Annotated in this window: 28 protein-coding genes; 18 read left to right on the top strand and 10 right to left on the bottom strand. The window is 66.8% G+C overall.

What is annotated here, in order from left to right; translation table 11 throughout:
• Together IEX33_RS05175 and IEX33_RS05170 are read left to right on the top strand one after the other, a co-directional pair.
• Positions 1-678 (top strand): 3-oxoacid CoA-transferase subunit B, encoded by a 678-nt coding sequence (locus IEX33_RS05175; protein ID WP_188728325.1) that lies wholly within the window; start codon positions 1-3, stop codon positions 676-678.
• A gap of 22 nt (positions 679-700) precedes the next feature.
• Positions 701-1,504, top strand: a complete 804-nt coding sequence (locus tag IEX33_RS05170) for an IclR family transcriptional regulator domain-containing protein (RefSeq protein WP_188728323.1) — start codon at positions 701-703, stop codon at positions 1,502-1,504.
• A 28-nt stretch (positions 1,505-1,532) separates the two neighbouring features.
• Here IEX33_RS05170 and IEX33_RS05165 read toward each other — a convergent pair whose 3' ends face one another.
• Positions 1,533-2,405 (bottom strand): shikimate dehydrogenase, encoded by an 873-nt coding sequence (locus IEX33_RS05165; RefSeq protein ID WP_188728321.1) that lies wholly within the window; start codon positions 2,403-2,405, stop codon positions 1,533-1,535.
• 227 nt (positions 2,406-2,632) lie between these two features.
• Between IEX33_RS05165 and IEX33_RS05160 the strand changes: the two genes are divergently transcribed.
• From IEX33_RS05160 to IEX33_RS05120, 9 genes are all read left to right on the top strand, one after another.
• A complete protein-coding gene (locus IEX33_RS05160; protein ID WP_188728319.1) occupies positions 2,633-3,604 on the top strand; it encodes a Bug family tripartite tricarboxylate transporter substrate binding protein in 972 nt (323 codons plus the stop codon).
• Positions 3,605-3,674: 70 nt separating this feature from the next.
• Entirely contained in the window at positions 3,675-4,229 is a 555-nt protein-coding gene (locus IEX33_RS05155) for a tripartite tricarboxylate transporter TctB family protein (RefSeq protein ID WP_188728317.1), read from the top strand.
• Positions 4,226-5,758 (top strand): tripartite tricarboxylate transporter permease, encoded by a 1,533-nt coding sequence (locus IEX33_RS05150; protein ID WP_202986612.1) that lies wholly within the window; start codon positions 4,226-4,228, stop codon positions 5,756-5,758. Before IEX33_RS05155 ends, IEX33_RS05150 begins: the two co-directional genes overlap by 4 nt.
• A gap of 72 nt (positions 5,759-5,830) precedes the next feature.
• On the top strand, positions 5,831-6,658 hold the full coding sequence (locus tag IEX33_RS05145) for an IclR family transcriptional regulator domain-containing protein (RefSeq protein ID WP_188728315.1): 828 nt from the start codon (positions 5,831-5,833) through the stop codon (positions 6,656-6,658).
• Between the two features lie 84 nt (positions 6,659-6,742).
• Positions 6,743-7,066 carry an MmcQ/YjbR family DNA-binding protein gene (locus IEX33_RS05140; protein ID WP_188729163.1) on the top strand — a complete coding sequence of 108 codons (324 nt, stop codon included), beginning with the start codon at positions 6,743-6,745 and terminating at the stop codon, positions 7,064-7,066.
• Between the two features lie 175 nt (positions 7,067-7,241).
• Positions 7,242-8,411, top strand: coding sequence for a Re/Si-specific NAD(P)(+) transhydrogenase subunit alpha (locus tag IEX33_RS05135; protein ID WP_188728313.1), 1,170 nt, complete (start codon positions 7,242-7,244; stop codon positions 8,409-8,411).
• A complete protein-coding gene (locus IEX33_RS05130) occupies positions 8,411-8,731 on the top strand; it encodes an NAD(P) transhydrogenase subunit alpha (RefSeq protein ID WP_188728311.1) in 321 nt (106 codons plus the stop codon). The genes IEX33_RS05135 and IEX33_RS05130 overlap by 1 nt, the downstream gene beginning before the upstream one ends.
• On the top strand, positions 8,728-10,101 hold the full coding sequence (locus tag IEX33_RS05125; RefSeq protein WP_188728309.1) for an NAD(P)(+) transhydrogenase (Re/Si-specific) subunit beta: 1,374 nt from the start codon (positions 8,728-8,730) through the stop codon (positions 10,099-10,101). The genes IEX33_RS05130 and IEX33_RS05125 overlap by 4 nt, the downstream gene beginning before the upstream one ends.
• A 104-nt stretch (positions 10,102-10,205) precedes the next feature.
• Positions 10,206-11,126, top strand: coding sequence for a diacylglycerol/lipid kinase family protein (locus IEX33_RS05120; RefSeq protein WP_188728307.1), 921 nt, complete (start codon positions 10,206-10,208; stop codon positions 11,124-11,126).
• A gap of 11 nt (positions 11,127-11,137) precedes the next feature.
• On the opposite strand, the gene IEX33_RS05115 is transcribed toward IEX33_RS05120, so the two are convergent.
• Complete coding sequence (locus IEX33_RS05115; RefSeq protein ID WP_188728305.1) at positions 11,138-11,977, bottom strand: ACT domain-containing protein; 840 nt, start codon at positions 11,975-11,977, stop codon at positions 11,138-11,140.
• A 162-nt stretch (positions 11,978-12,139) separates the two neighbouring features.
• Here IEX33_RS05115 and IEX33_RS05110 point away from each other — a divergent pair, with 162 nt between their 5' ends.
• The 3 genes from IEX33_RS05110 (at position 12,140) to IEX33_RS05100 (ending at position 15,342) form a co-directional block, all read left to right on the top strand.
• Complete coding sequence (locus IEX33_RS05110; RefSeq protein WP_188728303.1) at positions 12,140-13,219, top strand: FUSC family protein; 1,080 nt, start codon at positions 12,140-12,142, stop codon at positions 13,217-13,219.
• A 60-nt stretch (positions 13,220-13,279) separates the two neighbouring features.
• Positions 13,280-14,023 carry an IclR family transcriptional regulator gene (locus IEX33_RS05105; protein WP_104186903.1) on the top strand — a complete coding sequence of 248 codons (744 nt, stop codon included), beginning with the start codon at positions 13,280-13,282 and terminating at the stop codon, positions 14,021-14,023.
• A gap of 131 nt (positions 14,024-14,154) precedes the next feature.
• Entirely contained in the window at positions 14,155-15,342 is a 1,188-nt protein-coding gene (locus tag IEX33_RS05100; RefSeq protein WP_188728301.1) for a 4-hydroxybenzoate 3-monooxygenase, read from the top strand.
• Between the two features lie 36 nt (positions 15,343-15,378).
• On the opposite strand, the gene IEX33_RS05095 is transcribed toward IEX33_RS05100, so the two are convergent.
• Positions 15,379-15,918 carry a TetR/AcrR family transcriptional regulator gene (locus tag IEX33_RS05095; protein ID WP_188728299.1) on the bottom strand — a complete coding sequence of 180 codons (540 nt, stop codon included), beginning with the start codon at positions 15,916-15,918 and terminating at the stop codon, positions 15,379-15,381.
• A gap of 56 nt (positions 15,919-15,974) precedes the next feature.
• Between IEX33_RS05095 and IEX33_RS05090 the strand changes: the two genes are divergently transcribed.
• Positions 15,975-17,030, top strand: a complete 1,056-nt coding sequence (locus tag IEX33_RS05090; protein ID WP_188728298.1) for an FAD-dependent monooxygenase — start codon at positions 15,975-15,977, stop codon at positions 17,028-17,030.
• Here IEX33_RS05090 and IEX33_RS05085 read toward each other — a convergent pair whose 3' ends face one another.
• The 5 genes from IEX33_RS05085 to IEX33_RS05065 all read right to left on the bottom strand — a co-directional run bounded on the left by IEX33_RS05085 (position 17,031) and on the right by IEX33_RS05065 (position 22,227).
• Positions 17,031-18,851 carry an ABC transporter permease gene (locus IEX33_RS05085; RefSeq protein ID WP_188728296.1) on the bottom strand — a complete coding sequence of 607 codons (1,821 nt, stop codon included), beginning with the start codon at positions 18,849-18,851 and terminating at the stop codon, positions 17,031-17,033.
• Positions 18,848-19,915, bottom strand: coding sequence for an ABC transporter ATP-binding protein (locus tag IEX33_RS05080; protein ID WP_188728294.1), 1,068 nt, complete (start codon positions 19,913-19,915; stop codon positions 18,848-18,850). Before IEX33_RS05080 ends, IEX33_RS05085 begins: the two co-directional genes overlap by 4 nt.
• A 44-nt stretch (positions 19,916-19,959) precedes the next feature.
• Positions 19,960-21,033, bottom strand: coding sequence for an extracellular solute-binding protein (locus IEX33_RS05075; RefSeq protein ID WP_188728292.1), 1,074 nt, complete (start codon positions 21,031-21,033; stop codon positions 19,960-19,962).
• Positions 21,034-21,209: 176 nt separating this feature from the next.
• Complete coding sequence (locus IEX33_RS05070) at positions 21,210-21,650, bottom strand: acyl-CoA thioesterase (protein ID WP_188728290.1); 441 nt, start codon at positions 21,648-21,650, stop codon at positions 21,210-21,212.
• A gap of 73 nt (positions 21,651-21,723) precedes the next feature.
• Positions 21,724-22,227 carry a GNAT family N-acetyltransferase gene (locus IEX33_RS05065; RefSeq protein ID WP_174177709.1) on the bottom strand — a complete coding sequence of 168 codons (504 nt, stop codon included), beginning with the start codon at positions 22,225-22,227 and terminating at the stop codon, positions 21,724-21,726.
• A gap of 154 nt (positions 22,228-22,381) precedes the next feature.
• On the opposite strand from IEX33_RS05065, the gene IEX33_RS05060 reads away from it, so the two are divergent.
• From IEX33_RS05060 to IEX33_RS05050, 3 genes are all read left to right on the top strand, one after another.
• Complete coding sequence (locus IEX33_RS05060) at positions 22,382-22,894, top strand: MarR family winged helix-turn-helix transcriptional regulator (protein WP_188728288.1); 513 nt, start codon at positions 22,382-22,384, stop codon at positions 22,892-22,894.
• A 116-nt stretch (positions 22,895-23,010) separates the two neighbouring features.
• Positions 23,011-23,292, top strand: a complete 282-nt coding sequence (locus IEX33_RS05055; RefSeq protein WP_229675247.1) for a hypothetical protein — start codon at positions 23,011-23,013, stop codon at positions 23,290-23,292.
• Positions 23,289-24,215 carry a serine/threonine-protein kinase gene (locus IEX33_RS05050; protein WP_174177705.1) on the top strand — a complete coding sequence of 309 codons (927 nt, stop codon included), beginning with the start codon at positions 23,289-23,291 and terminating at the stop codon, positions 24,213-24,215. The genes IEX33_RS05055 and IEX33_RS05050 overlap by 4 nt, the downstream gene beginning before the upstream one ends.
• Here IEX33_RS05050 and IEX33_RS05045 read toward each other — a convergent pair.
• Positions 24,212-24,889, bottom strand: coding sequence for a histidine phosphatase family protein (locus tag IEX33_RS05045; RefSeq protein WP_174177703.1), 678 nt, complete (start codon positions 24,887-24,889; stop codon positions 24,212-24,214). The genes IEX33_RS05050 and IEX33_RS05045 overlap by 4 nt on opposite strands.
• Positions 24,890-25,011: 122 nt before the next feature.
• Entirely contained in the window at positions 25,012-26,454 is a 1,443-nt protein-coding gene (gene purB / locus IEX33_RS05040) for an adenylosuccinate lyase (protein ID WP_188728286.1), read from the bottom strand.
• Positions 26,455-26,483: the final 29 nt, after the last annotated feature.

Here is a 26,483-nt window from a genome sequence, read left to right as displayed (position 1 = left end):
ATGGGCGTCATGGAATCGAGCATCAAAACCTCCGAGGCCCCGCTGAGCCGGGACGACCTCGCCCGCCTGGTGGCCAGGGACATCGCCCCGGGCTCGTTCGTGAACCTCGGCATCGGCCAGCCCACGCTCGTGTCCAACTACCTCACCGAGGACCAGGACATCACGCTCCACACGGAGAACGGGATGCTGGGCATGGGCCCGGAGGCCAGGGGCGATGAGATTGACGAGGACCTCATCAACGCGGGCAAGATCCCAGTCACCGAACTCCCGGGGGCGTCCTACTTCCACCACGCCGATTCCTTCGCGATGATGCGCGGCGGGCACCTGGACATCTGCGTGCTCGGCGCGTTCCAGGTATCGGTGACCGGCGACCTCGCCAACTGGCACACCGGCGCACCCGGCGCCATTCCCGCCGTCGGAGGTGCCATGGACCTGGCCACCGGCGCCAAGGACGTGTTCGTCATGATGACCCTGCTCACCCGCGAAGGCGCCTCCAAGATCGTGGAGTCCTGCACCTACCCGCTCACCGGCGTCGGCTGCGTCACCCGCGTGTACACGGACAAAGCCGTCTTCCTCACCGGGCCCGCCGGCATCACCGTCCGCGAGACCTTCGGCTGCACCTTGGAGGAACTCCAGGAACTGGTGCCTGTTCCGCTCAAGGCGGCCGCCGCGGCCTGAGCCGGCCCTAGGATTGGTAACCATGACCGACGCAGCATCAGCGGGTGCCCCGCAGGCCAGTGACCAGTACGTCCAGTCCCTGGCCCGCGGGCTCGCCGTCATCCGTGCATTCGATACGGACCACCCGGTGATGACCCTGACGGAGGTGGCAGCCCGCACGGGGCTGACGCGCGCCACTGCCCGGCGGTTCCTGCACACGCTGGTGGAACTGGGCTACGTTCGAACGGACGGTAAAACCTTCGCGCTGACGGCCAAGGTGCTCCAGCTGGGTTACGCGTACCTGTCCGGGCTGTCGCTGCCGCAGATGGCGCAGCCACACCTTGAGGAACTGTCCCTGAAGCTGGGGGAGTCCACCTCTGCCGCAGTGCTCGACGGGGCTGACATCGCCTACATCGCGCGGGTAACCACCCGCCGGATCATGAACGTGGGCATTACCGTGGGCACCCGCTTCCCGGCGTACGCCACGTCCATGGGCCGCGTTCTGCTCGCCGGGCTGCCTCCGGCGGACCTGAAGGCCTACCTGGCCACGGCCGAGATCAAACCGCTGACCCCGCGCGCCCTGGGCACTGCCAAGGACCTTCTGCCAGTCCTTGAGACGGTCCGGGCGCAGGGCTGGTGCCTGCTGGACCAGGAGCTGGAGCTGGGCCTGATGTCCGTGGCGGCCCCCGTGTACGACAGGTCCAGGGTTGTGGCCGCCGTCAACGTGTCCCTGCAGGCCCAGTCCGTGGCTGCCAAGCCGGACCCGGACGCCTTCCTGGCCTCGGTGGCGCAGGAGATCATTGCGACGGCGAAACTCATCTCCGCCGATCTCAGCGCGCGGGGTTAGCCGCTCCAAGGGTGCACCCGGCTGGGGCCTAGGCCCCCTGCCGGAGCATGGACAGGAAATGCTGCCTCATGCGCGAGCGGTCCGGTTCCACGCCCGTGATGAGGCGGAAGGCGTCCACCGCCTGGCCCACGGCCATGTGGCCGCCGTCCAGCACACGGCACCCCTTGGCGCCGGCGGCCTTGACCAATTCGGTTTCGATCGGGCGGTAGACGATATCGGCCACCCAGTGCCGGGACTGGAGCAGGTCCCCGTCCAGGGGCATGCCCGGATGGGCGTGCATCCCCACGGGGGTGGCATGCACCAGGCCGTCAGCCTTAGACATCAGGTCCCCTATCTCGCTGATCGGCCGCCATTCGATGTTCCTGTCCGGGAAGAACCGTGCGAGGGCCTCGGCCCGCTCCCGGGACCGGGCGGGATCCAGGTCCACGACGCACAGGTGCTCCGCCCCTGCTGCAAGGAGCGCGTACGCCGTAGCTGCGCCGGCGCCGCCGGCGCCCAGCTGCACAACATGTCCAAGGGATGCTCCGGGGAGGCCTTCCTCGAGGGCGGAGCCAAATCCGGAGTAATCGGTGTTGTGGCCGATGAACTTGCCATCACGGATAAGGACGGTGTTGACGGCCCCCAGCCGGGCCGCATCGTCCGAAAGATCATCAAGGTACCCAAGGACAACCTGTTTGGCGGGAACGGTGATGTTGAAGGCGTTGAAGCCAAGATCGCGTCCGGCCGAGAGCAGGGTACCCACGTCGTCAGCCGGACGTGCCAGGAGGGTCAGGTCAACGGTCCGGTAGATGTACCGCAGTCCGTGATGGTCGGCTTCCCTCTCGTGGAGGGCAGGCGTCAGGGAGTGCGTGGTTCCTTCGCCGATCAACCCCACCAGGTACGACTCCGCCGGAGTACTCATTCTGTCCACCTTCCGGCCCCGCCAGTGCGAAGCGTCCATGGGTCGGATTGCCTGGTCACAATTTCGGCCGCGGCCTTGTTCCGGGCCTCGATGTGAACTAGATTACAACTACTGTACGTTTTATGCACACATGTTCGTAATGCGTACAAAGTCCCAGATGAGGCGCACTGTCGGAGATGACAGCCGCAAGCCTTGTCGGAGTACGGGTATCAAAGGAGAAAACCGTAGTGAAAACCCTTCTAAAATCACTCGCAGTGGGCACGGCGGGGTTGCTTGCGCTGACTGGTTGCGCCTCGGGCAGCAACAGCAGTTCCGAAGCCGACTTCCCCGCGCAGGACATCCGGCTGACCGTTCCCTGGGCCGCAGGCGGCTCGGGGGACCTGACGGCCCGTACTATTGCACCGCTGCTGGAAAAAGAGCTGGGCGTCGAGGTCATCGTCGAAAACAAGCCGGGAGCCAACGGTTCGGTGGCCTACAACTGGCTGAAGGACCAAAAGCCGGACGGCTACAACCTGTCGATGATGGGCGTAGAGGTAGCCACCCTGCAGTTCCAGGATTACGACATCGACCCGTCCAACTACGCGCCGATTGGCCAGGGCCTGGCCGGACCCGGTGCCATCGCTGTCCCGGTGGACAGCCCCTACCAGTCGCTCAAGGACCTCGTCGCGGACGCCAAGGCCAACCCCGGCAAGGTCACCTACTCCAGCCCGGGCGTTGGCTCGGTCTGGGATTCCCCCGCCCAGGGCCTCCAGGAACTCGCCGGAATCGAGCTCACGTCCGTCCCGTTTGACGGCTCCGCCCCGGCAGTTGCTGCTGCGGCTGCCGGTGACGTCGATTTCTCGATCGATGCAATCGGCACGCAGAAGAACCAGGTGGACGCAGGCAAGCTCCGCTACCTGGCCATGCTGACCGAGGAACGGGATCCAAAGAACCCGGACGTCCCCACCGCCAGGGAAGAAGGAATCGACTTGCAGAACGCTTCATGGGTGGGGATCATGGCTCCGGCCGGTACGCCCGAGGAAGTTGTCAGCAAGCTCTCCGACGCCATGGGCAAGGCTGTTGAGGACCCGGAGTACAAGAAGGTCATCGAAGGTTCCAACCTTGTGCCGACCTTCAAGGACGCGGAGGAGATGACGGCGTTCCTTGACGAGGAAGCCGACCGCTACGGACCGTGGATCAAGCTCGCGCAGGGCAAGTAGCGCAGGCACGCACTTCGAGGCAGACGGGCCGGCCAGCCTTCCGCTGGCCGGCCCCTACTGAGGAACCCCAATGAACGATCACACAGCACCAGGGCCGCCGGCAGGCCTCAACCCAACAGACCCTGAGCAGGACCACGCCGAAGCCCATATCCACCCGGCATCAGAGATGCTGGTCACGGACCGTGCGCACCGGCTCAGGGAACTGGTTCCGGCCGCCGTCACCATCGGCCTCGGCGTCCTGGTCCTGGTGCTCGCCCAGGGCATCCGCTCAGGGGTCCGGGTGGAACTCGGGCCTCCCTTCTGGCCCACCATGCTCGCATGGAGCCTTATCGTGTTCGGCATCCTGCAGGTGGTGGTCAACGTGCTGCGCGGGGTCAGCCGGGCCAACCTCCCTGATCCGCTCAGCGGGTGGGGCATCGGCCGGATGCTGCTGACGGCCGCGATCCTGGTGGGCTACCTCCTGCTGTGGAACGTCCTCCAGTTCTGGTTGATTACGTTCGCAACGTCCGTTGCGCTGACGGCCCTGTACGGTGGCCGGGGCTGGAGGCCGCTGCTCGTGTTCCCGGCCATCGTTACGGCCCTCCTCCATTTCCTTTTTGTCGTCGCATTGCGGGTGAACCTATGATCCAGATCGCTGCCTCGCCCGTCACCGACGGCATCATGACCGTCCTCCAGGTGGACACCCTTCTCTACATAGGCCTGGGCATCCTGGTGGGCATGCTCGTGGGTGCCTTCCCGGGTGTGACTGCCACCATGGCCGTGGCCCTGGCCAGCGGGTTCACGCTGACGCTGGAACCCATCCAGGGCCTCGCCGTCCTGCTGACCATCTATGTGGCCGCCCAGTTCGGGGACCGGGTGCCGGCCATCCTTATCAACACCCCGGGCACACCTGCCTCCATTTCCACAACCTTTGACGGTTACCCGCTTGCCCTGAAAGGACAAGCGGGCCTGGCCCTGACAACGTCCGCCTTCGGCTCGGCCTTCGGCATGCTTTTTGGCATCCTCATCCTGGCGGTTGCCGCGGTGCCCCTTTCGGAATTCGCCCGCCAGTTCGGACCGCCGGAAATGTTCGCGCTGGTGGTCTTCGGCCTGACCATGATGGTGGGTGTCTCCTCGGGACGAATCCTCAAGGGCCTGGCCGCCGGAGCGTTCGGTCTCCTGCTGGCCACCGTGGGCCGTGACCCCATTACCGGTGACGCCCGCTTTACCCTCAACGTCCTGGAACTGAACGGCGGCGTGCCGTTCATTCCGGTCATCATCGGGTTCTTTGGCGTGGCGGAAGTCCTCAACCAGATTCTCACCAGGCGCAGGCACCTGCACCACGTCAAGCCCGTCACCCAGCTGGGCCAGTGGATGCCCGGACGGAAACTGATGCAGCGGCTGTTCAAGCCGATGGGGATCGGCGCGGTGACCGGATCCGTCGTCGGCCTTGTCCCGGCGGTGGGCGGCGACATCGCCGGCATCATCGCGTGGGACAACGCCAGGAAAGTCTCCAAGCACCCGGAGGAGTTCGGCAAGGGCTCCCTTGAGGGCCTGACTGCCGGCGATACCTCCAGCACGGCAACCCTGGGCGGCAGCGTGACCACCACCATGGCGCTCGGCGTCCCCGGCGATTCCGTCATGGCCGTCATGATCGGATCCATGATGATCTGGGGCATCCAGCCGGGGCCCAGCCTCTTCAGCAGCCGGCCGGACCTCGTCTCCTCGCTGGTCACGATCATGCTGATCGCCACCATCCTGACCCTCGGGCTGAGCCTCCTGCGCATGCGCGGCATGGTCAAGCTGCTGGAACTGCCCAGCCACTACCTGTGGGTCATCATCCTGATCTTCTGCATGGTGGGGACGTACTCCATCAACAACAGCGTTTTCGATGTGTTCATGATGATGATTTTCGGGGCCGTGGGGCTGTTTATGCTGCGTTTCGGTTTCCCTGCAGGCCCCGCTGTGCTGGGCCTTATCCTTGGCCCCCTGGCCGAGGCAAACCTGCGCCGCGCACTCATCACTGACGGGTGGGCATCCGTCTTCACCAGTCCCATTGCGCTGGTGCTCCTTGCCATCTCTGTTGCGGCTCTGGTTGTCCCTCCCCTGCGCGCGCAGCTGAAGCGGCGCAAGGCAGTGGGTGCCGGAGCGGACCAGGCGAAGGTTTCCAGCTAGATACGCTCAGGGACGCCGGGGCCCACCCAGGTGGGCCCGGTGTCCTGTATTTTTCGGAAGGGCTAGAAGTCCATGGAAGAAGAACATCCGGCGTACTTTGTGAAGTCGGTGGGGAAGGCCTTTGACGTCCTCAGGGCGTTCACGTCGGATACCCCCCGCCTGACCGTCTCCCAGATCGCGGCGGCGACGGACATAACGCGCGCCTCTGCCCGGCGGTTCCTGCTGACGCTGGCGGACCTTGGGTACCTGCGGACGGACGGACAGTCTTTTGAACTGACTGCCCGCTCCCTGGAGCTCGGTTCCTCCTTCCTCTCCACCCTGTCCCTTCCCCGCGTAGCCGAGCCGCACCTCAAACTGCTGGCGTCCGAGCTCGGCGAGACGGCGTCGCTTTGCGTCCTTGATGGAGCGGACGTCGCCTATGTCGCCTGTGTCCCGTCCCCGCGGCTCCTCAACGTATCCATCAGCGTGGGCACCAGGTTTCCGGCGTGGGCGACGTCCATGGGCCGGGTGCTCCTCGCTGCCCTGCCGGCCGGCAGCCTGGAGGCGTACTACGAATCGGTCCACCTGCAGCGTTATACCGAGCACTCCGTCGGCAGCCTGGAAGCCCTCAAGGACGAGGTCAGCCTCGCCCGGAGCCAGGGGTGGTCCATGGTGTCCCAGGAACTGGAGAACGGCCTCCGTGGCGTTGCCGTTCCCATCTGGTGCGGAGACGAGGCCGTCGGCGCCGTCAACGTCTCATTGCAGACACACCGCTCCTCCCAGGATGTTATCGAACAGACAGTTGTCCCGCTCCTGCAGGAAACGGCGCGTGAGATAGGGCTGGACTACCAGGGCCGCCCGGCAAAACGCCTCGGCGGGGTGGATGTACTTCGGCCCGAAATGGCGGACATGCAAACCTGACAGGGCCCGCACGGCACCCCGGCCCGCGGCACCAGCGAACCAGCCGGCCCTTGCCCGGGAGCGGCGGGAATGCCACTGTGTCTTATGGCCACGGAAGCCGACGTCCGCAGCATTGCCCTGGCGATGCCGGGCGTCACGGAGCGGCTGAGCTGGGGCCAGCCCGCATGGTTCGCCAGGACCCTGATGGCCCGCATCTGGGAACCCGGAGTCCTCACCGTCAAGACTGGCGAACGCGAGGCCCTGGCGGGAACGGAGCCGGAGACGTTCTTCTGGACCCCGCATCACGAGCGTTCTCCCCAGCTGGTGCTGGTGCGGCTGGACGGGATCAGCGGGGAGCTGCTGGCGGAACTGCTCCAGGATTCCTACCGCCTGGCGGGAGGGGAACACAGCAGCCGCAAGCAGCCGTAAGGTAACTGTTTGCCACCCAAGCACGCCGCCCTACTCCCGCGGCACCGGTGCGGGCCATAGACTCAAGCCAACTACGTGCAGCAGCGCCGCTCCGCGAAGCCACCTGGTCCAGGTGAACCAGGAACGGCCCGGCAGGGCGGCGCTCCCGCATCCATGCAGCGAGGGGAGTCAGCGGGTGAAACTGGGCATACCGCGGGAACGCCGGGAGGGTGAACGGCGGGTGGCCGCCACACCGGAAACGGTCAAGCAGCTGGCGGCGCTCGGCGTGGAGATACTCCTCGAGGAAGACGCCGGCGCGGCGGCCGGGTACCCGGACCTCGCGTACAGCCAGGCGGGTGCGCACATTGTCCCTGAGCTCGACCCCGCCCAGCTGGACGTCCTCGCCCACGTCCGGCCCCTCGACCCTGACACGGCCCGGTCCCTGAAAAGGGGAGCCGCCACCGTGGGGCTCGCATCGCCGTCGTCCGAACTGCCAACCGTCCAGGCGCTCGCCGACGCCGGCGTCACATCCTTCGCCCTGGAACTCGTGCCCCGCATCTCCCGGGCCCAGTCCATGGACGCCCTCAGTTCCCAGGCACTCGTGGCCGGGTACCGCTGCGTCCTTGAGGCGGCCATCCGGCTGCCCCGGTTCTTCCCGCTGTACATGACCGCCGCCGGCACCGTCCCGCCCGCCCGGGTCCTGGTGTTGGGGGCCGGGGTGGCGGGCCTGCAGGCTATTGGCACCGCGAAACGCCTCGGCGCGCGGGTCCTCGCCAACGATATCCGCCCCGCCTCCGCGGACGAGGTAGCCTCCATGGGCGGCACCTTCATCCGGCTGGACCTCGAAACGGCGGAGGCTGCCGGCGGCTACGCCCGCCAGCTTAGTTCCGACGCCGGGACCCGGCAGCGCCAGCTGCTGGCACCCCATGTGGCGCAGGCCGATGTCCTGATTACGACGGCGGCCGTCCCCGGCAGGCGGGCACCGCTCCTGGTCACGCGGGAGATGGTGCAGGGCATGCGGGCCGGGTCGGTGGTTGTGGACCTCGCTGCCGAGTCGGGCGGCAACGTGGAAGGCGTCGTGGCGGGCCAGGACGTTCCCGTACCCACCGCTGACGGCTCCGGCCACGTCTGGCTGGTCGGCCTGAAGGACGCACCCTCCGCCATGGCGTCGGATGCTTCGCGCCTGTACGCGAAGAACGTCGCCAACCTGCTGGTGCTGATGGTCCGGGAGGGTGCGCTCGCTCCCGATTTCAGTGACGAGGTTGTCGCCGGGGCCTGCCTCACCCACGACGGCACGGTGCGGCACCAGCCGACGGCGGACCTGCTGGCCGAGCGGGCCGGCTCCCGGCGGGAAGGGGCGCTCTGATGGACGGTATGAGCCTGCTGACGATCACGGTCCTGGCCGTCTTCGTCGGCTTCGAGGTGGTGTCCAAGGTCTCCAGCACCCTGCACACTCCGCTGATGTCCGGTGCCAATGCCATCCACGGCATCATCCTGGTGGGCGCCATCATCGTCGCCGGCCAGGCTGCAGACCCCTGGGTGCTCGCGGTGGCGCTCCTCGCCGTCGTCCTCGCCACTGCCAACCTGGTGGGGGGCTTTGTGGTGACCGACCGGATGCTGCACATGTTCCATGCGCGCAAAGCGGCCGGTACCAGGCAGGCCGCCCGGAAGGCGGACGGCAAATGAGCCTCCTGGACCCGGTCTGGACGTCGCTGCTGTACCTGGTCGCCGCCGTCTTCTTCATCCTGGCGCTGCGCGGGCTCAGTTCCCCGCGGACCGCCCGCCGCGGCAACCTGATCGGCGCCGCAGGGGCCCTGATCGCCGTCGTCACCGTGTTCCTGTCCTCCCGGCTGGAGAACATCCCGTGGATCCTGGCGGCCATTGCCGTGGGGTCGGCCGTGGCCGCCCCGGTGGCCCGGCGGGTCAAGATGACCCAGATGCCGCAGCTGGTGGCCCTCTTCAACGGCGTGGGCGGCGGCGCCGCAGCGCTGGTGGCGCTCCTGGAACTCAGCCATGCCGGCGATCCCTGGGTGCGGCTGGCCATCGTCTTCACCCTCCTGGTGGGTGCCGTGTCCTTTGCAGGTTCGGGGGTCACGTTCGCGAAGCTCCAGGAACTGATGACCACCCGGCCGGTGGTGTTTCCCGGACTCCCGGCGGTGATGGCCGCGGTGCTGCTCGCCGCCGTGGCGGCCGCCGCCGTCGTCGTTTTTACCGGTTCCCTTCCGCTCGCGTCGCTGCTGCTGGTGCTGGGACTGGCCGCCGGAATCCTGCTGGTGCTGCCGGTGGGCGGGGCCGACGTCCCCATCGTCATCTCGCTGCTGAACGCCTTCACCGGCCTTGCCGTGGCCGCCTCCGGCCTGGTGCTGGGCAACGTGCTGCTGGTGGTGGCCGGCACCCTGGTGGGCGCCTCGGGCACCATCCTCACCCGGGCCATGGCGGCGGCGATGGGCCGCAGCGTGGCGGGCATCCTGTTCGGCGCGTTCAGGGGAAGTTCGACGGCGGGATCCACCGCCGTGAGCGAACGTCCCGTCCGTTCCTCCAGCGCGGAGGACGTTGCAGTCCTGCTCGGCTACGCGCAGCGCGTCATCATTGTTCCCGGCTATGGGCTGGCCGTTGCCCAGGGCCAGCACACCGCGGCCGAGCTCGCGCAGGCCCTGGAAAGCCGCGGCATCGAGGTGGACTTTGCCATCCACCCCGTGGCCGGCCGGATGCCCGGACACATGAACGTGCTGCTGGCCGAGGCCAACGTGCCGTACGAGTCGCTCAAGGAAATGGGGGAGATCAACCCGGAGTTCAAAACGGCGGATGTGGCGCTGGTGGTGGGTGCGAACGACGTCGTGAATCCGGCAGCCAAGACGTCTGCCGGCTCACCTATTTATGGCATGCCCATCCTGGAAGTGGCGGATGCCCGGCAGGTGGTGTTCCTCAAGCGTTCCATGCGTCCCGGGTTCGCCGGGATCGAGAATGACCTGCTGTACGAGCCGCAGACGTCGCTGCTGTTCGGCGACGCCAAGGACTCGCTGGCCCAGGTGCTCGGGGCCGTCAAAGCACTCTAGCCGCGTACCCACTGCGAGGCTGCTGCCGGCCTGCGCCGAACCCCGGGCGGGGCAGGCTAGTCTTCTCACAGAAGTAGCCTTTTCATTTGCCACCAGAGGACACCATGACTGCCAACAGCTCCACTTCACCCCAGCGCGCCGCAATCATCGTCAATCCCGCCAAGCCCGTGGACATCGATGTGCGTGGCCTGGTGGCAAAGCACTGCGTGGAGAACGGGTGGGGCGAGCCGCTCTGGTTCGAAACCACCAAGGAGGATCCCGGCGTCGGCCAGGCCAAGGAAGCACTCGCGCAGGGGGCGGACATCGTGATCGCCGCCGGCGGCGACGGGACCGTACGGTGCGTCGCCGAGGTACTGTCCGGCGGGGACGTGCCCATGGGGCTGCTCCCGCTGGGTACCGGCAACCTCCTGGCCCGCAACCTTGGCATGGACGTCACTGATTACGACGGCGCCATGGCCGGGGCCCTGATCGGCACCGAGCAGAAGATCGACGTGGTCCGTGCCCGCCGCAGCGACCCGGACATGGAGCAGCTGTTCCTGGTGATGGCCGGGGTGGGGTACGACGCCACCATCATGGCCGACACCAACGAGGAACTGAAGGACAAGGTGGGCTGGCTGGCCTACGTGGACGCCGGTATCCGGAACCTGCCCGGCAAGCCGGTCAAGGCCACCATTGTGATCGACGGGAAGCCGGCTGTCCGCCGCGGTGTCCGCAGCGTCATGGTGGGCAACTGCGGCAAGGTCCAGGGCGGCCTGGAAATCTTCCCCGAAGCAAAGGTGGACGACGGACTGCTGGACGTTGCCGTGCTGGCGCCCCACCACGGCAAGCTGGGCTGGCTCTCGGTGCTTGCCGGGATGATCGGCAAGGGCCGGGGGAAGGACACAGCCGTAGAGTACTTCCAGGGCAAGACCGTGGAGATCACCTTGGAACACAAGGACGACTACCAGCTTGACGGCGACCACGAAGGGCAGAGCAAGCACGTGGTCATGACCATGGAACCGGCAGCCCTTACCCTCCGGATGTAATTTTCAACTACCTAGTTGGGAGGGGACGGGGCGGGCCGGTGCGCCAGGATTTCGGCGAGCTCCGCGAGCCGGTGGGCGCGGGCTGACTCCGCGGGAGTGAACGGTTCCCCGGGCCGGGCAAAGGTGATGGGGCCGTGCCAGGCCGTCGGGATCTTAAGCCGGGTGCCGGCGTCGTGCCTTTCCAGCAGCGCCTCGGCAGGGGAAAGAACCCGTGCCCGCAGCAGCTCGGCCACGGCCAGCGGAAGCTCGTCTTGCGCATCAGCGATCCGCGCCGCAAGGCTCAGCGCCTTTGTCTGCCCGTCCGCCATCGCCAGTGCGGTGGTTGGCCAGACGTGGGAGTGTGTGCCGCCGGCCAGGTGCAGTGCCTCCAGGAGCTGGTATTCGTCCACATCGCCGGGCGTGGACAGCACAAACTCGTCCAGTACGCCGCCGGCCACCGGGTGGACGTGGATGCTCAGGATGTTGGTCTCCAGGCGGGCCAGGGCCTTGGTGACTTTCTGCAGCGCCCCCGGCTCATCCTGCAGGACGGTGCGTGCCCGCCACAACGCCGGCGCCCCAGTGAGCCGGCGCCGGTGCCGCAGCGCCGGTGCATGCAGCCATCCGCGAAGCACCCGCGCCGCGGAGGGCTCAGCCACCCAAATCACCAGGACGGTGGCGGTGACAGTCAACACAAGCACCTTGGCCAGGTAGGAAAGCTGGGTGTCCACCACCAGGGCGTGGACCAGGAGCTCGATCGGCAGCATCACGGCCACGTTGGCCAGGGTCAGCCGGGTCCTTGTTGGTTCGGGCATCAGGCCGCACACTTCGCAGCTCAGTTCAGACGCGGGAGTCTTGCTTGCACCGGGCTTCATGGTCCAAGGATCGCGTGGTGCTGTTTCGGCGGTGTTGCCCGGCCGTTCCGATCGTGCGAAGCATCCCCGGGCGTAGGATTTTTGATGGAACGTCAGCGCGGCCGCCCGTCTCACCAGAAACACATCCCAGACGCCCGGCACCGCAGGAAGGCCCCATTCCACGTGAAGATGCTCACCGAGATGTTCAGCATTGCCCCCGCCAACAAGGACCACCACCCGGCCCTGAGGTGCGCGGTGGGGGTCTTCGTTCCGCTCTTCACGCTGGTGCTTCTGGGCCGGCTGGACCTCGCCATCTTCGCGTCCTTTGGGGCTTTCACCGGCATCTACGGCCGCGGCGAACCCCACGGCATCCGCTTCGCGCTGCAGCTGCGGGCCGGCCTGCTGATGCTGCTGGTCATCCTCCTCGCAGCGCTCGCTGCCCGGACCGGAGGAGCCTTGGGTCTGGACCCGGCCGGGACCACGTGGCTCCTGGTCCTGGCCACCACGCTGGTGGCGGGCGGCTGTTCGGTGGCAATCGCGTGGTTCCGCCTGCGCCCGGCCGGGTCCCTCTTCCACATCTTTGCGTTCGCGGCCATTGCCTCCATCCCCAACCAGCCGCCGCTGTGGGAGGGCATGCTGGTGGCCGCCCTCACCACCGCCTTCTGCCTGCTGATCGGGTTCTCCTCCCGGATCCTGCCCAGCCGCCGGGCAGCATGGTCCCGGCCGCGCCCCATCCGCCGCACGCCCGACGAAAAGCGTGCTGCCCTGCTTGAGGGCCTGGGCTACCTGGTGGCTGCAGGCCTGGCCGGTGCACTGGCCACCTGGGCCGGCAGCCGCCTCGGGTTCGGCCACAACTATTGGGCCATGGTGGCCGCCGTCGTGCCGCTGGTGGGCCACACCACCCGGCACCGGGTCCGCCGCGGGGTGCAGAGAATCATTGGCACGGTGCTGGGGCTGGTGGTGATGGCGGGCATCCTGCTGCTGGGCCTGCAGCCCTGGCAGACCGTCCTGGTCATGGCGCTGTGCCAGTTCGGCGCCGAGATGTTCATCATCCGGCAGTATCTGCTGGCCCAGATTTTCGTCACGCCCTTGGCTCTGGTGTCCACCCTCCTCGTGGTTCCCTCCTCGCCGACCATCCTGCTCCGGGACCGCATCATTGAAACGGTGATCGGCGCCGCCGTCGGCATCGCCGTGGTCCTGGCCCCCGGCGCGTGGCGCCGTTTCCGCGGACGCACGACGGCGGCCCCGGCCGACGTGCCTTAGCCGCCGCTGCTGCCGCGAAGGTAGGCTGGAAACGTCCCATTCAACGGAAGGCTGCGTGCGGTGGCGAACTCTGCCTCGGGTGATTCGGTGGTGGACCGCATTGTCCGATTGCTCTCCGCCTTCCCCGAGGATGTCAGCGCCCTGCAGCTGTCCGAACTGGCGGAGCGCGCGGGCCTGCCGCTCACCACTGCCCACCGGCTGGTCCGCCAGCTCGCGGACCATGGCCTCCTGGACGCCGGTCCCGGCGGCCTGGTGCGCCCCGGCCTGCGGCTCTGGGAACTGGTCAACCGCACCGCACCCACCCTTGCCCTGCGGCAGGCGGCCATGCCGTTCATGGAGGACATCCAGCAGGTCCTCAACCAGAATGTGAACCTGGCCGTGCTGGATGGCTGGGATGCGCTTTTTGTTGAACGGCTGTCCCGCCGCGGGTCCGTGGCCAACCGGGCCAGGGTGGCCGGCCGGATGCCCGTCCACACCTCATCCGCGGGACTTGCGCTGATGGCCCACCAGGACAGGCATCTGCAAAGCCAGTACCTGGACCAGTTTGCGGACCCGGACGGGAAGGTCTCCACCGACGCTGTCCGGGTGCTGCTCAGCGAGACGTTCCACCAGGGCTTTGCCCAGCTGAAGGGCGTGGTGGACCCGGACACCTGGGGGATCGCCGTCCCCGTGCTGGACGCCCGCCAGCGCGCGGTGGCCTCGCTCGGCGTCGTGGTCCCGTTGCGCGAGATGCGCCTGCAGGCACTGGTGCCCGCACTGCAGACAGCAGCCAGGGGCATTGCGCGCAGGCTGAACGACGCTTAGCCGGCCACTCAGCTTCCAGATGCTTCCGTTGAATGGAATCCATGTAACGCCGCTCACCTGTCGGAGCGCACACTGTTGGCAGAAGCATCACACGGCCGCGCAGCAGCGGCCCCGCAACGAAGCGAGAAGCCATGCCCCGCACCATCATCACCACCCAGGTGGCCATCATGGGCGCAGGCCCTGCCGGCCTGATGCTGTCCCACCTGCTGGCCAAGGCCGGCATCGAGTCCACCGTCATTGAAGTCCGCAGCCACAAGGACATCTCGGAAACCGTCCGGGCGGGCATCCTGGAGCACGGCACCGTCAACATGCTCGTGGACAGCGGCGCCTCGGACCGGGTGCTGCGCGACGGCGACCGGCACGACGGCATCGAACTGCGGTTCAACGGCGAGAGCCACCGCGTGGACTTCAAGGACCTGGTGGGGGAGTCCGTCTGGCTCTACCCGCAAACCGACGTGTTCCTGGACCTCGCCGCCCGCAGGAAGGCCGACGGCGGGGACGTCCGCTACAGCGTCACGGACACCACCGTGCATGACCTGGAAGGGAAGCCAAAGGTCTGGTTCACGGACTCCGAAGGGGTGGAGTGTGAGATCCAGGCCGACTTCCTGGTGGGTGCGGACGGGTCCCGCAGCCACTGCCGCTTCCAGATCCCCGAGGCCAGCCGCAAGTGGTACTTCCACGAGTACCCGTTTGCCTGGTTCGGCATCCTGGCCGAGGCTCCGCGCAGCGCTGACGAGCTGATCTACGCCAACTCCGGCAACGGCTTTGCCCTGATCAGCCAGCGGACCGAGACCGTCCAGCGCATGTACTTCCAGTGCGACCCCAAGGAGAACGTGGCGGAGTGGGATGACGACCGGATCTGGGCGGAGTTCCGCAGCAGGGTCAACGGCAACGGTTTTGAGCTCAAGGAGGGCCCGGTCATCGACAAGATGGTCCTGCCCTTCCGCAGCTTCGTTCATACGCCCATGCGCCACGGCAACCTGTTCCTCGCCGGTGACGCCGCCCACACGGTCCCGCCCACCGGCGCCAAAGGCCTCAACCTCGCCATCCACGACGTCAAGATGCTCTTCGAGGGTCTGGACACCCATTACAACTCTGGCTCTGACCACCTGCTGGACTCCTTCAGCGACCGCGCCCTGGAGCGGGTGTGGAAGGCGCAGCAGTTCTCCTACTGGATGACCACCATGCTGCACACCCCCGCCGATGCGGACGACTTCTCCCGGGCACGCCAGCTCGGCGAGCTCAACTCCGTGGTGTCGTCCAGGCACGGCATGGCCTACCTGGCGGAGGCCTACACCGGCTGGCCCGGCCACGCCTGACACGTTCCGGGGAAAGGGGCGACGGCGGGAGGCGCCTTAGGGGGCGAGCAGCCGGCGGACTGCGGCTGCGATGGACGCGGCATCAGGCCGCTCGTCCCGCCTGACCGTGAGCAGGTGGAGCAGGACGCCGTCGCCATAATCCGCCAGGTCCCGTGCCCGGGCGGCCGCATCGGCCACCCCCAGCGCGGTGAGGGCCGGGACCAGGCCGCCCACAAGCCGGAAATGCCCGGCAGTCACCGCTTCCGGCCGGTCCAGCGAAAGGGCCAGCCGGGCGCGGGTCAGGCCCGCGTGCTCGCCGGCCAGCGCCAGCAGCATGGAAGCCAATTGGCCCGCAAGTTCCTCGAGGTTCCGCGGCGGACCAGCCGCTCCCTGGTCCCGGAGCAGCTGGGTGTCCAGGTGCTCCAGGCGGTCCAGCACCGCTTCCACCAGGGCGGTTCGGTTGCGGAAATAGTTGGAGGTGGTCCCTTCCGCCACCTGTGCGGCGGCGTCCACGGCCCGGTGGGTAAGGCCCTTCATTCCCTTGTCAGCCACGACGGCCAGGGCGGCATCAAGGAGCTGGGTCCGGCGGTCAGGCATGGGCCCAGTGTAATTGACCCCTACCGGATCACTACAAAAGTAGTAAAATCATCTGCATGGAGACAATTTCGATTGTTGGCGGCGGCATCGCCGGCCTGGCGCTGGCCGCGGGCCTGGACCACAGCCGGTTCCAGGTGACGGTGTATGAGAAGCGGCCCGAACTGCCGGGCGTGGGCCACGCGCTGGGGATGTGGCCCAACGCCCAACGTGCGCTCGCGAGGCTGGGAATCCTTGAAGAGGCGCGGGCGGTCAGCCCGGTGCTCGGCAGCGGATCGGTCCGTGACGCCCAGGGAGAGCCCTGGATCACCATCAACGCGGGGGAGATGTTCGGCATCTCCCGGGTTGATCTGCTGCGGTTGCTGGACGGGGCCGTCCCGGGAGCCGTCCGCCGGATCACCAGCAACGTCCGGTCTCTTCCCGGCGACGGCAGCCTGGTGGTCGGTGCTGACGGCGTGCACAGCGCAGTCCGGCGGGAAGTCTGGGGCGCCGGAACGGATGCCCGCCTCACCCCGTACCTCGCCCTCCGCGGGACCCTGCCTGCTCCGGTCAGCCCCGACGAGGTGGGCGAATACTGGGGCCGAGGCGACCTGTTCGGCATGGCTGCCGCCCGGGGAGGGTCCTTCTGGTGGGCCAGCTACCGGTCCGCGATGGGCCCGTACGGAATTGACGCAGCATCAGCCCTGGAATACGCCCGGGAGCGCTATTCCAGCCACGCGCCCGCCATCCGCCGCACGCTGGCCGCAGCCACGCCCGAAGCATGCCTGGTCCAGCGGATCTGGACAGTTCCGCATCTTGGCTCCTACGTCCGCGGGCGGACCGTGCTCATCGGCGATGCCGCCCACGCCATGCTGCCCACCCTGGGGCGCGGCGCCTGCGAGTCGCTGGTGGATGCCGTAACACTGGCTGACCTCCTCAACACGCTGCCCGAAGGCCACGCACTGCGTGCCTACGACCGGCAGCGTCGGCCAAGGACCCGGGCCCTCAGCCTGGCGTCCTCTGCCATGGGGCGCGTCGCCTTTGCGGACGGTGCCCAGCCGCTGCGTGACGGCCTCCTCAAGCTGGCCCGACGGCGGAACGCCCGCGCCGCCGTCGTCAGCGGTTCCGCCGGCTGATCAGCGCACGGGAGCTGCAGGCCGCGGCGCGTCCTCCCCGGCCACCGGCGTTCCCGGAAGCCCCGGACCGGGAGCCTGGGAGGCCGGCGGGACGGCCGGCAGCTTCTTCTTCCGGGACCGCTCCCTGCTGGAGCGGCCATAGACGAGGTACATGGTCACACCGGTGATGACCATCAGCAGCACCGTGTAGACGAACGTGTTGGCGACTCCGTCCACGCCCTCCGCGCCGTCGGTATTGGCCTTGATGACCAGGCCCAGCGGCTGGACCAGGGGGTGGGCCAGGAAGATCGCGGTGTCGTAGTCGTCCAGCAGGCTGTTAAAGTTCAGCGCCGTGATGGCGGCGGCCGCCGGGAGCACCAGCGGCAGGAGGATCCGCCGGAAGACGTACAGGGTCTTGGCGCCCATGATGGCCGCAGCCTCCTCCAAGGAGGAGTTGACCGAGGCGAAGGACGCCTTGAGCATGCGCAGCGTGAACGGGATCTTGACTGTGACGAAAGCGATCAGCAGGATCACGGTGGTCCCGGTGAGGACTGCCCCGCCCACCAGGGGATTGGGGTGGTCGTAGCTGATGATGAGGCCCAGGGCCAGGAGCGCGGACGGCAGGATCCACGGAATGTGGAGCAGGTATTCGAAGACCGAGGCAACCCAGTTCTTGTACTTTTGCAGCAGCCGGGCCACAAACAGGAGCCCGCCCACGGCGATCAATGCCGCCAGGGCGCTGTACACCACGCTCACGATGAACGGCCGCAGCCCGGACTGCTGGGTCAGGACCCGCTGGTAGTTCTCGAGCGTGAGGCTGCCGAACGCCAGCTCGCCCGTCTGGATCGCGGCGCCGTCGGCAAAGGAGTACAGCACAATCAGCACCACCGGCAGCGTGTACACGGCAAACAGCAGGTAGGCCACTGCGTGGACCACCACGTTGGCCACAGGGTTGGTGATGTCCTGCTTCTGCAGCGCCGAGGAGACTTTGGACACCGAAAAGTACGTACCGCCCTTTTCCAGCCGGGACATCACGGCGAGCATCAGGATGGTGGCCAGGCCCAGGATCACGGCCAGCAGCGCCGCCAGGTCCCGCGAGGTGGGGCTGTTGGTGAACGTCAGGATCATCGGGGTGATGGTCTGGAAGTCGCGTCCGCCGAGCACCTGCGGAGCGCTCAGGGCGCCGAGCCCGGTCAGGAAGGACAGGATGGTAACGGCGAACAGGGTCGGCTTGAGCATCGGCAGCACGATCCGCCGCAGGATGGTCCAGGTGGACGCCCCCAGGTTCCGGGCCGCTTCAATGGTCTGGTAGTCAACGCCTTTCAGGGCGTTGGCCACGAACAGCATGTGGTTGGTGGTGGTGGCGAACGTCATCACCACCAGGACGGCGAAGAAACCGGAGAACCACGCGGGGTCCATGCCGGGAAAGACCTTGACCAGCAGGGACGTGACAATTCCCTTGTCCCCGTAGATGAACTTGTATCCGGCAGCCAGGACGATGCCGCCGTAGATGAAGGTGGACGCATAGCCCAGGAAAAGGATCCTGGAACCGCGGATCCGGAAGTAGTGCGTCACCAGGACAATGAACACACCCACCAGGTTCACCGTGATGGACAAGGCCACCGCCAGCAGGAAGCTGTTGCCCAGCGCCTTCATGGCGCGCTGGGACGAGAAGAGCTTTTCCGCGGCCCGCCCGGAGAAGCTGCCGTCCGGGAAGAACGTCGCGATCAGGACGTTGATATTGGGCCAGACCAGGAACGCCGCGATGAACCAGGTCAGGACGGCCCCCACGATCAGCACGAAGGGGGAGCGGACCATGGCGCGAACCGCCGTGCTGCTCATGGCAGGACTGCTGCCGGGTCCCGCTGCCGAAGGGCGGCGCCTGTATCGGGGTGGTACTGCAGAACGTGGGCAGGCTGGAGGTAGACCGTGGTTTCGGTGCCGGGTTCGTGGTGGGCTCCGCCTTCTTCCTTCACCAGGAGGCGGATGTCGGCGCCGTGGCTGCGCACCACGTACCGGCTGTGCAGGCCGTGGTACGTGCGGGACACCACCGTGCCGGGAAGTCCGACGGCGGCGCCCCCTTCAGGCGCGGGGCTCAGGGACGCCTTTTCCACCCGCAGGTAGGAATTGGCGTCCGGGCTGAGCCCCGCCCCTGAAAGCCGGTTCAGCTCCGCCACGAACTCCGGCGTCAGGGCAGAGCTGTCCCCGATGAAGTTGCAGACGAATTCGGTAGCTGAATGGTCGTAGATCTCCTGCGGCGTCCCCACCTGCTCCACCACGCCCTTGTTGAACACGGCTACGCGGTCGCTCATGGCCAGGGCCTCGTCCTGGTCATGGGTGACGTACACCGTGGTGATCCCGAATTCGCTCTGCAGGTCCTTGAGCTGCTGGCGGAGCTGGTGGCGCAGCTTGGCGTCCAGGTTGGACAGCGGCTCGTCCAACAGGAGGATTTTGGGCCGCAGCACCAGGGCCCTCGCCACCGCCACGCGCTGCTGCTGCCCGCCGGACAGTTCAGCGACGTTCTTGGACAGCTGCTCATCGCTGAGTTCCACCCGCCGGGCAATGTCCCGGACCAGGCGGTCGCTGTCCGCAGGTTTCTCCTTCCGGACCCGCAGCCCGAAAGCGATGTTTTCCCACACGCTCATGCTGGGGAAGAGGGCATAGTTCTGGAACACCATGCCCACCTGCCTCTTGTCGCTGGGAAGCCGGGTGACGTCCTTGCCGTCAACGCGCACTGTGCCGTTGGAAGGCTGGATGAAGCCCGCCAGCGTGCGCAGCGCCGTCGTCTTCCCGCAGCCGGACGGCCCCAGGAGGGTGAAGAACTCCCCCGGGAGTACGTGCAGGTCAAGGCCCGGGATGGCGGTGAAATCACCAAAGGAAACTTCGATGTTGTCCAAGCGGATCATGGCAAACCTGTCTGGTGAAGCGAAACGGGGTGGACGGAGACGGGTTACGTCATGTACTCGAGTTCGATCTTTTCCACCCAGGCGCCCATGTTTTCCTGGACGAAGTCCCAGTCGATGTCCTGCTGCTTGAGGTCCGCGAAGAAGTCCACCACCTCGGGATTGGCCTGGGCCTCGGCCTCCTTGTTCACCGGCATCGCGTTGAACTGCTGGGCAAACTCGCCCTGCACTTCGGCGCTGCCGAACCAGTCGATGAACTTCTGGGCCTGTTCCTTCTTTTCCGTGCCCTTCACCAGGGCGATCTGTTCCACGGCCAGCGGGACGCCAACGGACGGGACCACTGTTTCCACGTTGACGTTGAAGGACTTTTCGCGTTCGGCGATGATCGAGGACGGCATCTGGCCCATGTCCACTTCACCGGACGCGATCCGGGCAAAGAGGTCGGTCTTCGCAACGGCGGGGCTGCCGTTCTGGAAGTACTGCTCCACCTGCTCCCAGCCTTCGTCCGAGACGCCAAGGTCGCCCGAGTCGTCCTGGTAGCGGCTGAGGATTCCGGCGAAGACCAGCTGTGCCGTGGCGGTGCCCAGGCCGGTTACCCGCTCGTAGCGGTCCTTGAATTCGTCCTTGGTCCACAGGTCGGTCCAGTCCTGCGGGGCGTTGTCCGCGGAGATCTTGTCCGAGTTGTAGCCGAGGAGGATGGCCTGCTTGACCAGCGGCCAGTACGTTTCGCCGTCACCCAGTTCCTTGTCCACCTCGCCCGCCCACGACGGTTCGTAGGCCTCCAGGGCGTCCTCGGCCTGGATCTGCGAGAAGTACATGTTGTTGAGCCCGAAAGCGACGTCGGCGATCGGGTTGTTCTTTTCCGCGATCAGCTTGTTGGTGGCGTCCGCACCGCCCGCGCCGACGATCTCGATCTTGAAGCCGGCCTCCGCGGCCTTGGCGGTCCACCATTCCCCGCGGCCCTCACCGTTGGAGTTTGTGTAAACCACCAGGGTGTCCCCGGAACCGCCTGCCGGGGCTGAGGCATCACCAGACGCTCCCGGCGATGTTTCATTTCCTCCGCATCCGGCAAGAAGGGTGGCGGCGACGGCGGCGGCAACCAAAGTCTTCAAAGTACGCACGATCTGGACTCATTTCTGGACTGGAATCGGAGCATGTCCGGCAAGCCTAACGCCGGGCAGGCGGAATTCACGGCTGTTATGGCTATCGATTCGATAAACAGCCCGGCTGGTTACTCTGGTCCAGTCAAAGGAACGGCCGGGGGCGTGCGGGTAAACAGGCGGTGAAGCGTCAGCGGTTACTGTGCCTCTCCACTGAGGGTCTCCGTCAGGTGGTGGGTGGGGATCCTGTCCCGGTCGTAGGTGATTTCCGTGTAGCCGTGCGGCTCTGGCCTCCCTGACGGGCTGAGGTTCACGAAGACGATTTCCTCGATGGTGAGGATGCTCTGGCGGGTGATCATGTTGCGGACCTCGGCGCGCATGGTCAGGGATGTCCGGCCGAAGCGCGTGGCAGTCAGTCCCATCTCGATCAGGTCGCCCTGCACCGCGGAGCTGACGAAGTTGATCTCCGAGATGTACTTGGTGACGGCGCGGCCGTTGCCCAGCTGGAGGATCGCGTAGATGGCCGCTTCCTCATCGATCCACTTCAGCAGGCTGCCGCCGAACAGCGTCCCGTTTGCGTTCAGGTCCTCGGGGCGGACCCACTTGCGGGTGCGGAAGGTGATGTCTGCTGTTTCCATAGGGCGAGGTTAGCCGAGGCGCTGCAGCGGCACCCACTGTGACGACGTCCGGCCGGGACGCCGGGACGCCGATTTAGGCCATGGCGGTCTGGGCGGCGCTGCGGGCATTGATGCTCTTGGCGTAGCAGTACGAGTGCGCCACCCCGATGTAGGGCCCAAAGTTGGGAACGGCCTCAAATCCGGAGTTTTCGTAAAAGTTCCGGCCGTCCGGCTGGGCAGATCCCGCTTCGGCCTTGATGCGCGTGTAACCAAGCTTGAACGCTTCCGCCTCGAGGGCCGCCAGTATCGAACTGGCCACGCCTGAGCCGCGGGTGTACGGGAGCACGTAGAGGCGCTTGATCTCCGCGGTGGTGGCGTCGATCATCCGCAGCCCGCCGCACCCCACGGGTTGGCCCGAGCCTTTGTCATAAGCTACCAGGAAGACGGCACAGTCCGCGCTCGACGGCGGCGGGCCGGGTTCGTGGTCAGGGGTACCAAAGCGGGCGTCGAGTTCGGCCTGCTGCGCGCGCCTCAGGTCGGCGCCTACGGGGTTTGACCAGGGCACCTGCCTGATGTTCAACCGCGGGTTGGTCTGCATTCTGCCTCGCTTCGCCGAAGGGTTATGCAAACCTAGGCTACGAGGAGGCGGTTACGCCGGTGTTTCCTGCCGGTTAGTTCCCGGAGAACGCATCGCGACCCGCCTGCCGCAACTTACTTGGCTGCCTAGTTATTAGGTGGTCTAATATGATTGCATGCGTTCTACGGGTAATGAGGGGTCCGGTTATTGGTATGGGCCCGACGGTCAGTTGGATTACAGCGCCGCGGTGTTGAAGTCCCTGCGGGACTACCGGACCGCTGAAACGGCGGTGCGCCGCTCCACCCGGGACTCCATGGGCATGGGGGAGACGGATATCCTGGCCCTCCGCTACCTGCTGCGCGTCCAAGCCTCCGGAAAATCGGTGGTACCCAAGGACATCAGCCAGTTCCTCGGCATCACCAGCGCTTCCACCACTTCGCTTATTGACCGGCTCGTGGCCAGCGGGCATGTCCGCCGCGAGGCCCACCCCACCGACAGGCGCTCCGTCGTTGTGGTCCCCACCGTTGAGTCCGACAGGGAGGTGCGCGTGACCCTTGGCAATATGCACCGCGAAATGATGGCGGTAGCCGAGGGCCTCTCGGCGGACGAGGCGAGGGTGGTGGTGGAGTTCCTCAGCCGGATGACCGATGCGCTGCAGAAATCACACCATGAAGAAAAAAGTAACTAGCCTGACTAGCTAGATTGACTAGCAATATGTATGCTTACGAATAATCCCGAACATTTACCTCCGGAGTCGTGAGCGTGTTGGTTACCTTTACTGAGCTTTTGCCCTTGGAGTCTTCTGTGACGGGCCCTGCGTCCAGCACGCAGTGGCCGTCGGACGGCGCGGGCAGCGGCGCCGCCTTCCATTGCGGAACCGCTATGGACCTGGTTACTCCCGCTGTGGGGCCAGCCGCCGTCGTCTACTCGTTCGAACCTGAGGATGGCGGTCCCGTCCAGCTCCCGCCCGTGTGGCGCTGCGGTTGCGGCTTCCAGCTGGACGCGTGGATCCGCTCCCCTTATGCCCGCGCATTCCAGGCCGGAACCGCTGTGGACCTGCCGAACACCGCGGCCCTCTCCGCATGAGCGCCCCCTCCCCGGCGCACAGGCAGCCACCAGGCGAGCACGCCCTGGGCGGGCCCGTGGTGGCGGGCCGCTACCAGCTCAGGGACCTCCTGGGCCGCGGCACGCTGGCCCAGGTTTTCCGGGCCGCCGACCTTGACGGCGGCCCGGATGTGGCCGTCAAAGTGGCAGTTGACGACTCCGCGAAGCATTTCGAGAGGATCAGCAATGAGGCCGCGGTCCTGGCCGCCCTCAGCCACCCTTCGATTGTCAGGTTTATCGGACTGGGTGTTGTCCCCGCCGGAACACCGCTGGCGGGGCGGCCGTTCCTGGTGGAGGAGCTCGCTCTGGGCCCGAGCCTTTCGGAGGCGGTCCGCAACAGCCGGCACCATCCCGACGCCGTCGCCGGCTGGGCGCGCGGGCTCTTCGAAGCCCTGGCCCACCTTCACGGAGAAGGGCTGGTCCACCGGGACATCAAACCCGCCAACCTGATGCTGAGCGGCCTGCGGCGGAGCCCGGTGCGCATTGTCGACTTCGGCATCGTCGCGGCCGCAGGCTCACCTGCGGAACCGGGTGTCTCATCAGGAACTGTGCACTACATGAGCCCCGAGCAGGCCTCGGGAGGACCCGTTCGTCCTTCCTGGGACGTCTACGCTATGGGTCTGGTGCTCCTGGAGCTCCTCACCGGATCCAAGGCGTTTCCCGGGACGGCCATCGAGTCGCTCGTGGCCAGGACCCTCCGCAGTCCCCAGGTGCCGGATTCCTTGGGTCCCGGCTGGTCTTCCTTCATCCGGTCTCTGACCGCTATGGACAGTGCGGGAAGGCCGACGGCGGCGGAGGCCGCGGGCATGGCCGCGCGGCTCATGCCCGTACCCGTCGACCAGGCCAGCAGCCCCTGCCGCAGAATGGCGGTTTTTCCCGCCCGCCGGATCCGGCAGCTGACCTAAGACCCGGCGGTGTCCTGCCCGGTGGGGTCTTCCGCGGTGGGATCGGCCAGGGCGAGACCGCCCACCGGGCTGCCGTCCCAGTGGAGCAGTTTCCAGCCGCGGTCCGGGTCGCCTTCCAGCGCCACGATCCCGGTATTGGCCAGCACATGCCGTGCCGCGAACTCATGGTCCGCGTCCTCCGCCCGGCGTCCCGCCCAGGTCCGGATGGCAGCGCCATGGCTCACGACGGCCGCCGCCTCGTGCCGCTGGTCGAGCGCCCGCTCCACCACCCGGCGGATGGCGGCGTCAAAGCGGTCAAAGAAGGTATGGCCGTCAGGGCCGGCAGGCATCCTCCGGTCCAGGTCCCCCGCCGCCCAGGAGAAGACAGTTCCCATGTATCGCTTGTGGGACTCCTCGTCCGTGAGCTTCTCCAGGGACCCGGCTTCGATCTCGTGCAGGCCGTCCAGCACCTCGACCTCCAGGCTATGCAACCGGCCCAGCGGTGCAGCGGTGATCTGGGTCCTGATCAGTGTGGACGCATACAGGGCGCCGATGGGTTCGTTCGCCAGCGAGCGGGCCATCGCCTCGGCCTGGCGTTTGCCCAGTTCTGTAAGGCCGGGCCCCGGGTGCTCAGTGTCCAGCTGGCCGAGCACGTTACCGGGGGTTTGTCCGTGGCGGATGAGCAGCAACTTCATGCTTCCAGTTTCGCACTCCCGGCACGGTTGAATGACCCGCACCAGAAGGCGCCGGGCCCCTTGGGAGCCCGGCGCCGCCGTCGTACTTTACTGCCGTACCGTCCGGGGTACTGCAGCGGGAGCTACTTAAGGTGGTCCACCAGCTGGTCCGCGATGCCGGTGTACTTGCCGGGCGTCAGCGCCAGCAGCCGGGCCTCGGCTTCAGGTGACAGGCCGAGGCTCTGCACGAATTCCTGCATGCGGGCGGCGTCCACCCGCTGGCCGCGGGTGAGGTCCTTGAGGCGCTCGTAGGGGTTTTCCATGCCTTCCACACCGGCAATCGCTTCTGCGCGCATGACCATCTGGATGGCTTCACCCAGGACTTCCCAGTTGGTGTCCAGGTCTCCGGCCAGCACATCCTCAGCCACGTCCAGGCGCTCCAGGCCCTTGTCCACGTTCGAAATTGCCAGCAGTGAGTGGCCGAATGCCACGCCAATGTTGCGCTGGCTGGAGGAATCGGTGAGGTCCCGCTGCCAGCGGGAGGTGACCAGCGTGGAACCCAGGACGTCCAGCAGCCCGCATGAGATTTCAAGGTTGGCTTCCGCGTTCTCGAAGCGGATCGGGTTCACCTTGTGCGGCATGGTGGAGGAACCGGTGGCGCCCGCAACCGGGATCTGCGCGAAGTAGCCGATCGAGATGTAGCTCCAGATATCCGTGCAGACGTTATGCAGGATCCGGTTGAACCGCGCGACGTCGGCATACAGTTCCGCCTGCCAGTCGTGGCTCTCGATCTGGGTGGTGAGCGGGTTCCAGGTCAGCCCCAGCCCCTCCACGAAGGACTTGGAGACCTGCTGCCAGTCAGCGCCGGGCACGGACGCCACGTGGGCGGCGTAGGTGCCGGTGGCGCCGTTGATCTTGCCCAGGTATTCAGTCTTCTCGATCCGGTCCAGCTGGCGGGTGAGCCGGTGCGCGATGACCGCAAGTTCCTTGCCCAGCGTGGTGGGCGTGGCGGGCTGGCCGTGCGTGCGGGACAGCATGGGGACCGCGCGGTTTTCCTCGGCCATTGCGCTGATCTGGGCTACCAGCGAGCGTGCGGCCGGCAGCCACACGTCCTCCACGGCGCCCTTGACGCCCAGCGCATAGGACAGGTTGTTGATGTCCTCGGAGGTGCAGCCGAAGTGGACCATCGCGGTCAGGTTTTCGATGCCGATAGCCGGCAGGCGGCGGCCGATGTAGTACTCCACAGCCTTGACGTCGTGGACCGTGACGGCTTCGATGTCCGCGAGTTCGGCCACTGAGCCGGCGTCGAATTCGGTCACGATGGCCCGCAGCTGGTCCTGCTGTGCGGCGGTCAGCGGCCCGGCGCCTGGAAGGACGTTGTTGCTGGTGAGGTGGATCAGCCATTCAACTTCCACAGCAACACGGTCACGGTTGAGGGCCGCCTCGGACAGGTAGTCCACCAGGGGTGCGACGGCTGACTGGTAGCGGCCGTCCAGCGGGCCGAGCGCGATCTTTTCCGGGGACGCGGCAAGGGCCAGGCGTCCTGAGGGCGTACGGGTGTCAGCTGTGGCGGCAGTTTCAGGCATGTGCTGATTCTTTCACGAACTCCGGCGGC

Source organism: Pseudarthrobacter scleromae (assembly GCF_014644515.1).
In the GTDB taxonomy this organism is placed as follows: Bacteria; Actinomycetota; Actinomycetes; order Actinomycetales; family Micrococcaceae; genus Arthrobacter; species Arthrobacter scleromae.
Note: the sequence above shows the minus strand (reverse complement) of the source record. Positions and strands in the feature narration are given on the sequence as shown.

What these genes read in the sequence shown, in the direction of transcription:
- IEX33_RS05175 (WP_188728325.1), top strand. Translation starts at nt 1, where the DNA reads ATGGGCGTCATGGAATCGAGCATCAAAACCTCCGAGGCCCCGCTGAGC.
- IEX33_RS05170 (WP_188728323.1), top strand. Translation starts at nt 701, where the DNA reads ATGACCGACGCAGCATCAGCGGGTGCCCCGCAGGCCAGTGACCAGTAC.
- IEX33_RS05165 (WP_188728321.1), bottom strand. Translation starts at nt 2,405, where the DNA reads ATGAGTACTCCGGCGGAGTCGTACCTGGTGGGGTTGATCGGCGAAGGA.
- IEX33_RS05155 (WP_188728317.1), top strand. Translation starts at nt 3,675, where the DNA reads ATGAACGATCACACAGCACCAGGGCCGCCGGCAGGCCTCAACCCAACA.
- IEX33_RS05150 (WP_202986612.1), top strand. Translation starts at nt 4,226, where the DNA reads ATGATCCAGATCGCTGCCTCGCCCGTCACCGACGGCATCATGACCGTC.
- IEX33_RS05145 (WP_188728315.1), top strand. Translation starts at nt 5,831, where the DNA reads ATGGAAGAAGAACATCCGGCGTACTTTGTGAAGTCGGTGGGGAAGGCC.
- IEX33_RS05140 (WP_188729163.1), top strand. Translation starts at nt 6,743, where the DNA reads ATGGCCACGGAAGCCGACGTCCGCAGCATTGCCCTGGCGATGCCGGGC.
- IEX33_RS05130 (WP_188728311.1), top strand. Translation starts at nt 8,411, where the DNA reads ATGGACGGTATGAGCCTGCTGACGATCACGGTCCTGGCCGTCTTCGTC.
- IEX33_RS05125 (WP_188728309.1), top strand. Translation starts at nt 8,728, where the DNA reads ATGAGCCTCCTGGACCCGGTCTGGACGTCGCTGCTGTACCTGGTCGCC.
- IEX33_RS05120 (WP_188728307.1), top strand. Translation starts at nt 10,206, where the DNA reads ATGACTGCCAACAGCTCCACTTCACCCCAGCGCGCCGCAATCATCGTC.
- IEX33_RS05115 (WP_188728305.1), bottom strand. Translation starts at nt 11,977, where the DNA reads ATGAAGCCCGGTGCAAGCAAGACTCCCGCGTCTGAACTGAGCTGCGAA.
- IEX33_RS05100 (WP_188728301.1), top strand. Translation starts at nt 14,155, where the DNA reads ATGCCCCGCACCATCATCACCACCCAGGTGGCCATCATGGGCGCAGGC.
- IEX33_RS05095 (WP_188728299.1), bottom strand. Translation starts at nt 15,918, where the DNA reads ATGCCTGACCGCCGGACCCAGCTCCTTGATGCCGCCCTGGCCGTCGTG.
- IEX33_RS05090 (WP_188728298.1), top strand. Translation starts at nt 15,975, where the DNA reads ATGGAGACAATTTCGATTGTTGGCGGCGGCATCGCCGGCCTGGCGCTG.
- IEX33_RS05085 (WP_188728296.1), bottom strand. Translation starts at nt 18,851, where the DNA reads ATGAGCAGCACGGCGGTTCGCGCCATGGTCCGCTCCCCCTTCGTGCTG.
- IEX33_RS05080 (WP_188728294.1), bottom strand. Translation starts at nt 19,915, where the DNA reads ATGATCCGCTTGGACAACATCGAAGTTTCCTTTGGTGATTTCACCGCC.
- IEX33_RS05070 (WP_188728290.1), bottom strand. Translation starts at nt 21,650, where the DNA reads ATGGAAACAGCAGACATCACCTTCCGCACCCGCAAGTGGGTCCGCCCC.
- IEX33_RS05065 (WP_174177709.1), bottom strand. Translation starts at nt 22,227, where the DNA reads ATGCAGACCAACCCGCGGTTGAACATCAGGCAGGTGCCCTGGTCAAAC.
- IEX33_RS05060 (WP_188728288.1), top strand. Translation starts at nt 22,382, where the DNA reads ATGCGTTCTACGGGTAATGAGGGGTCCGGTTATTGGTATGGGCCCGAC.
- IEX33_RS05050 (WP_174177705.1), top strand. Translation starts at nt 23,289, where the DNA reads ATGAGCGCCCCCTCCCCGGCGCACAGGCAGCCACCAGGCGAGCACGCC.
- IEX33_RS05045 (WP_174177703.1), bottom strand. Translation starts at nt 24,889, where the DNA reads ATGAAGTTGCTGCTCATCCGCCACGGACAAACCCCCGGTAACGTGCTC.
- purB (WP_188728286.1), bottom strand. Translation starts at nt 26,454, where the DNA reads ATGCCTGAAACTGCCGCCACAGCTGACACCCGTACGCCCTCAGGACGC.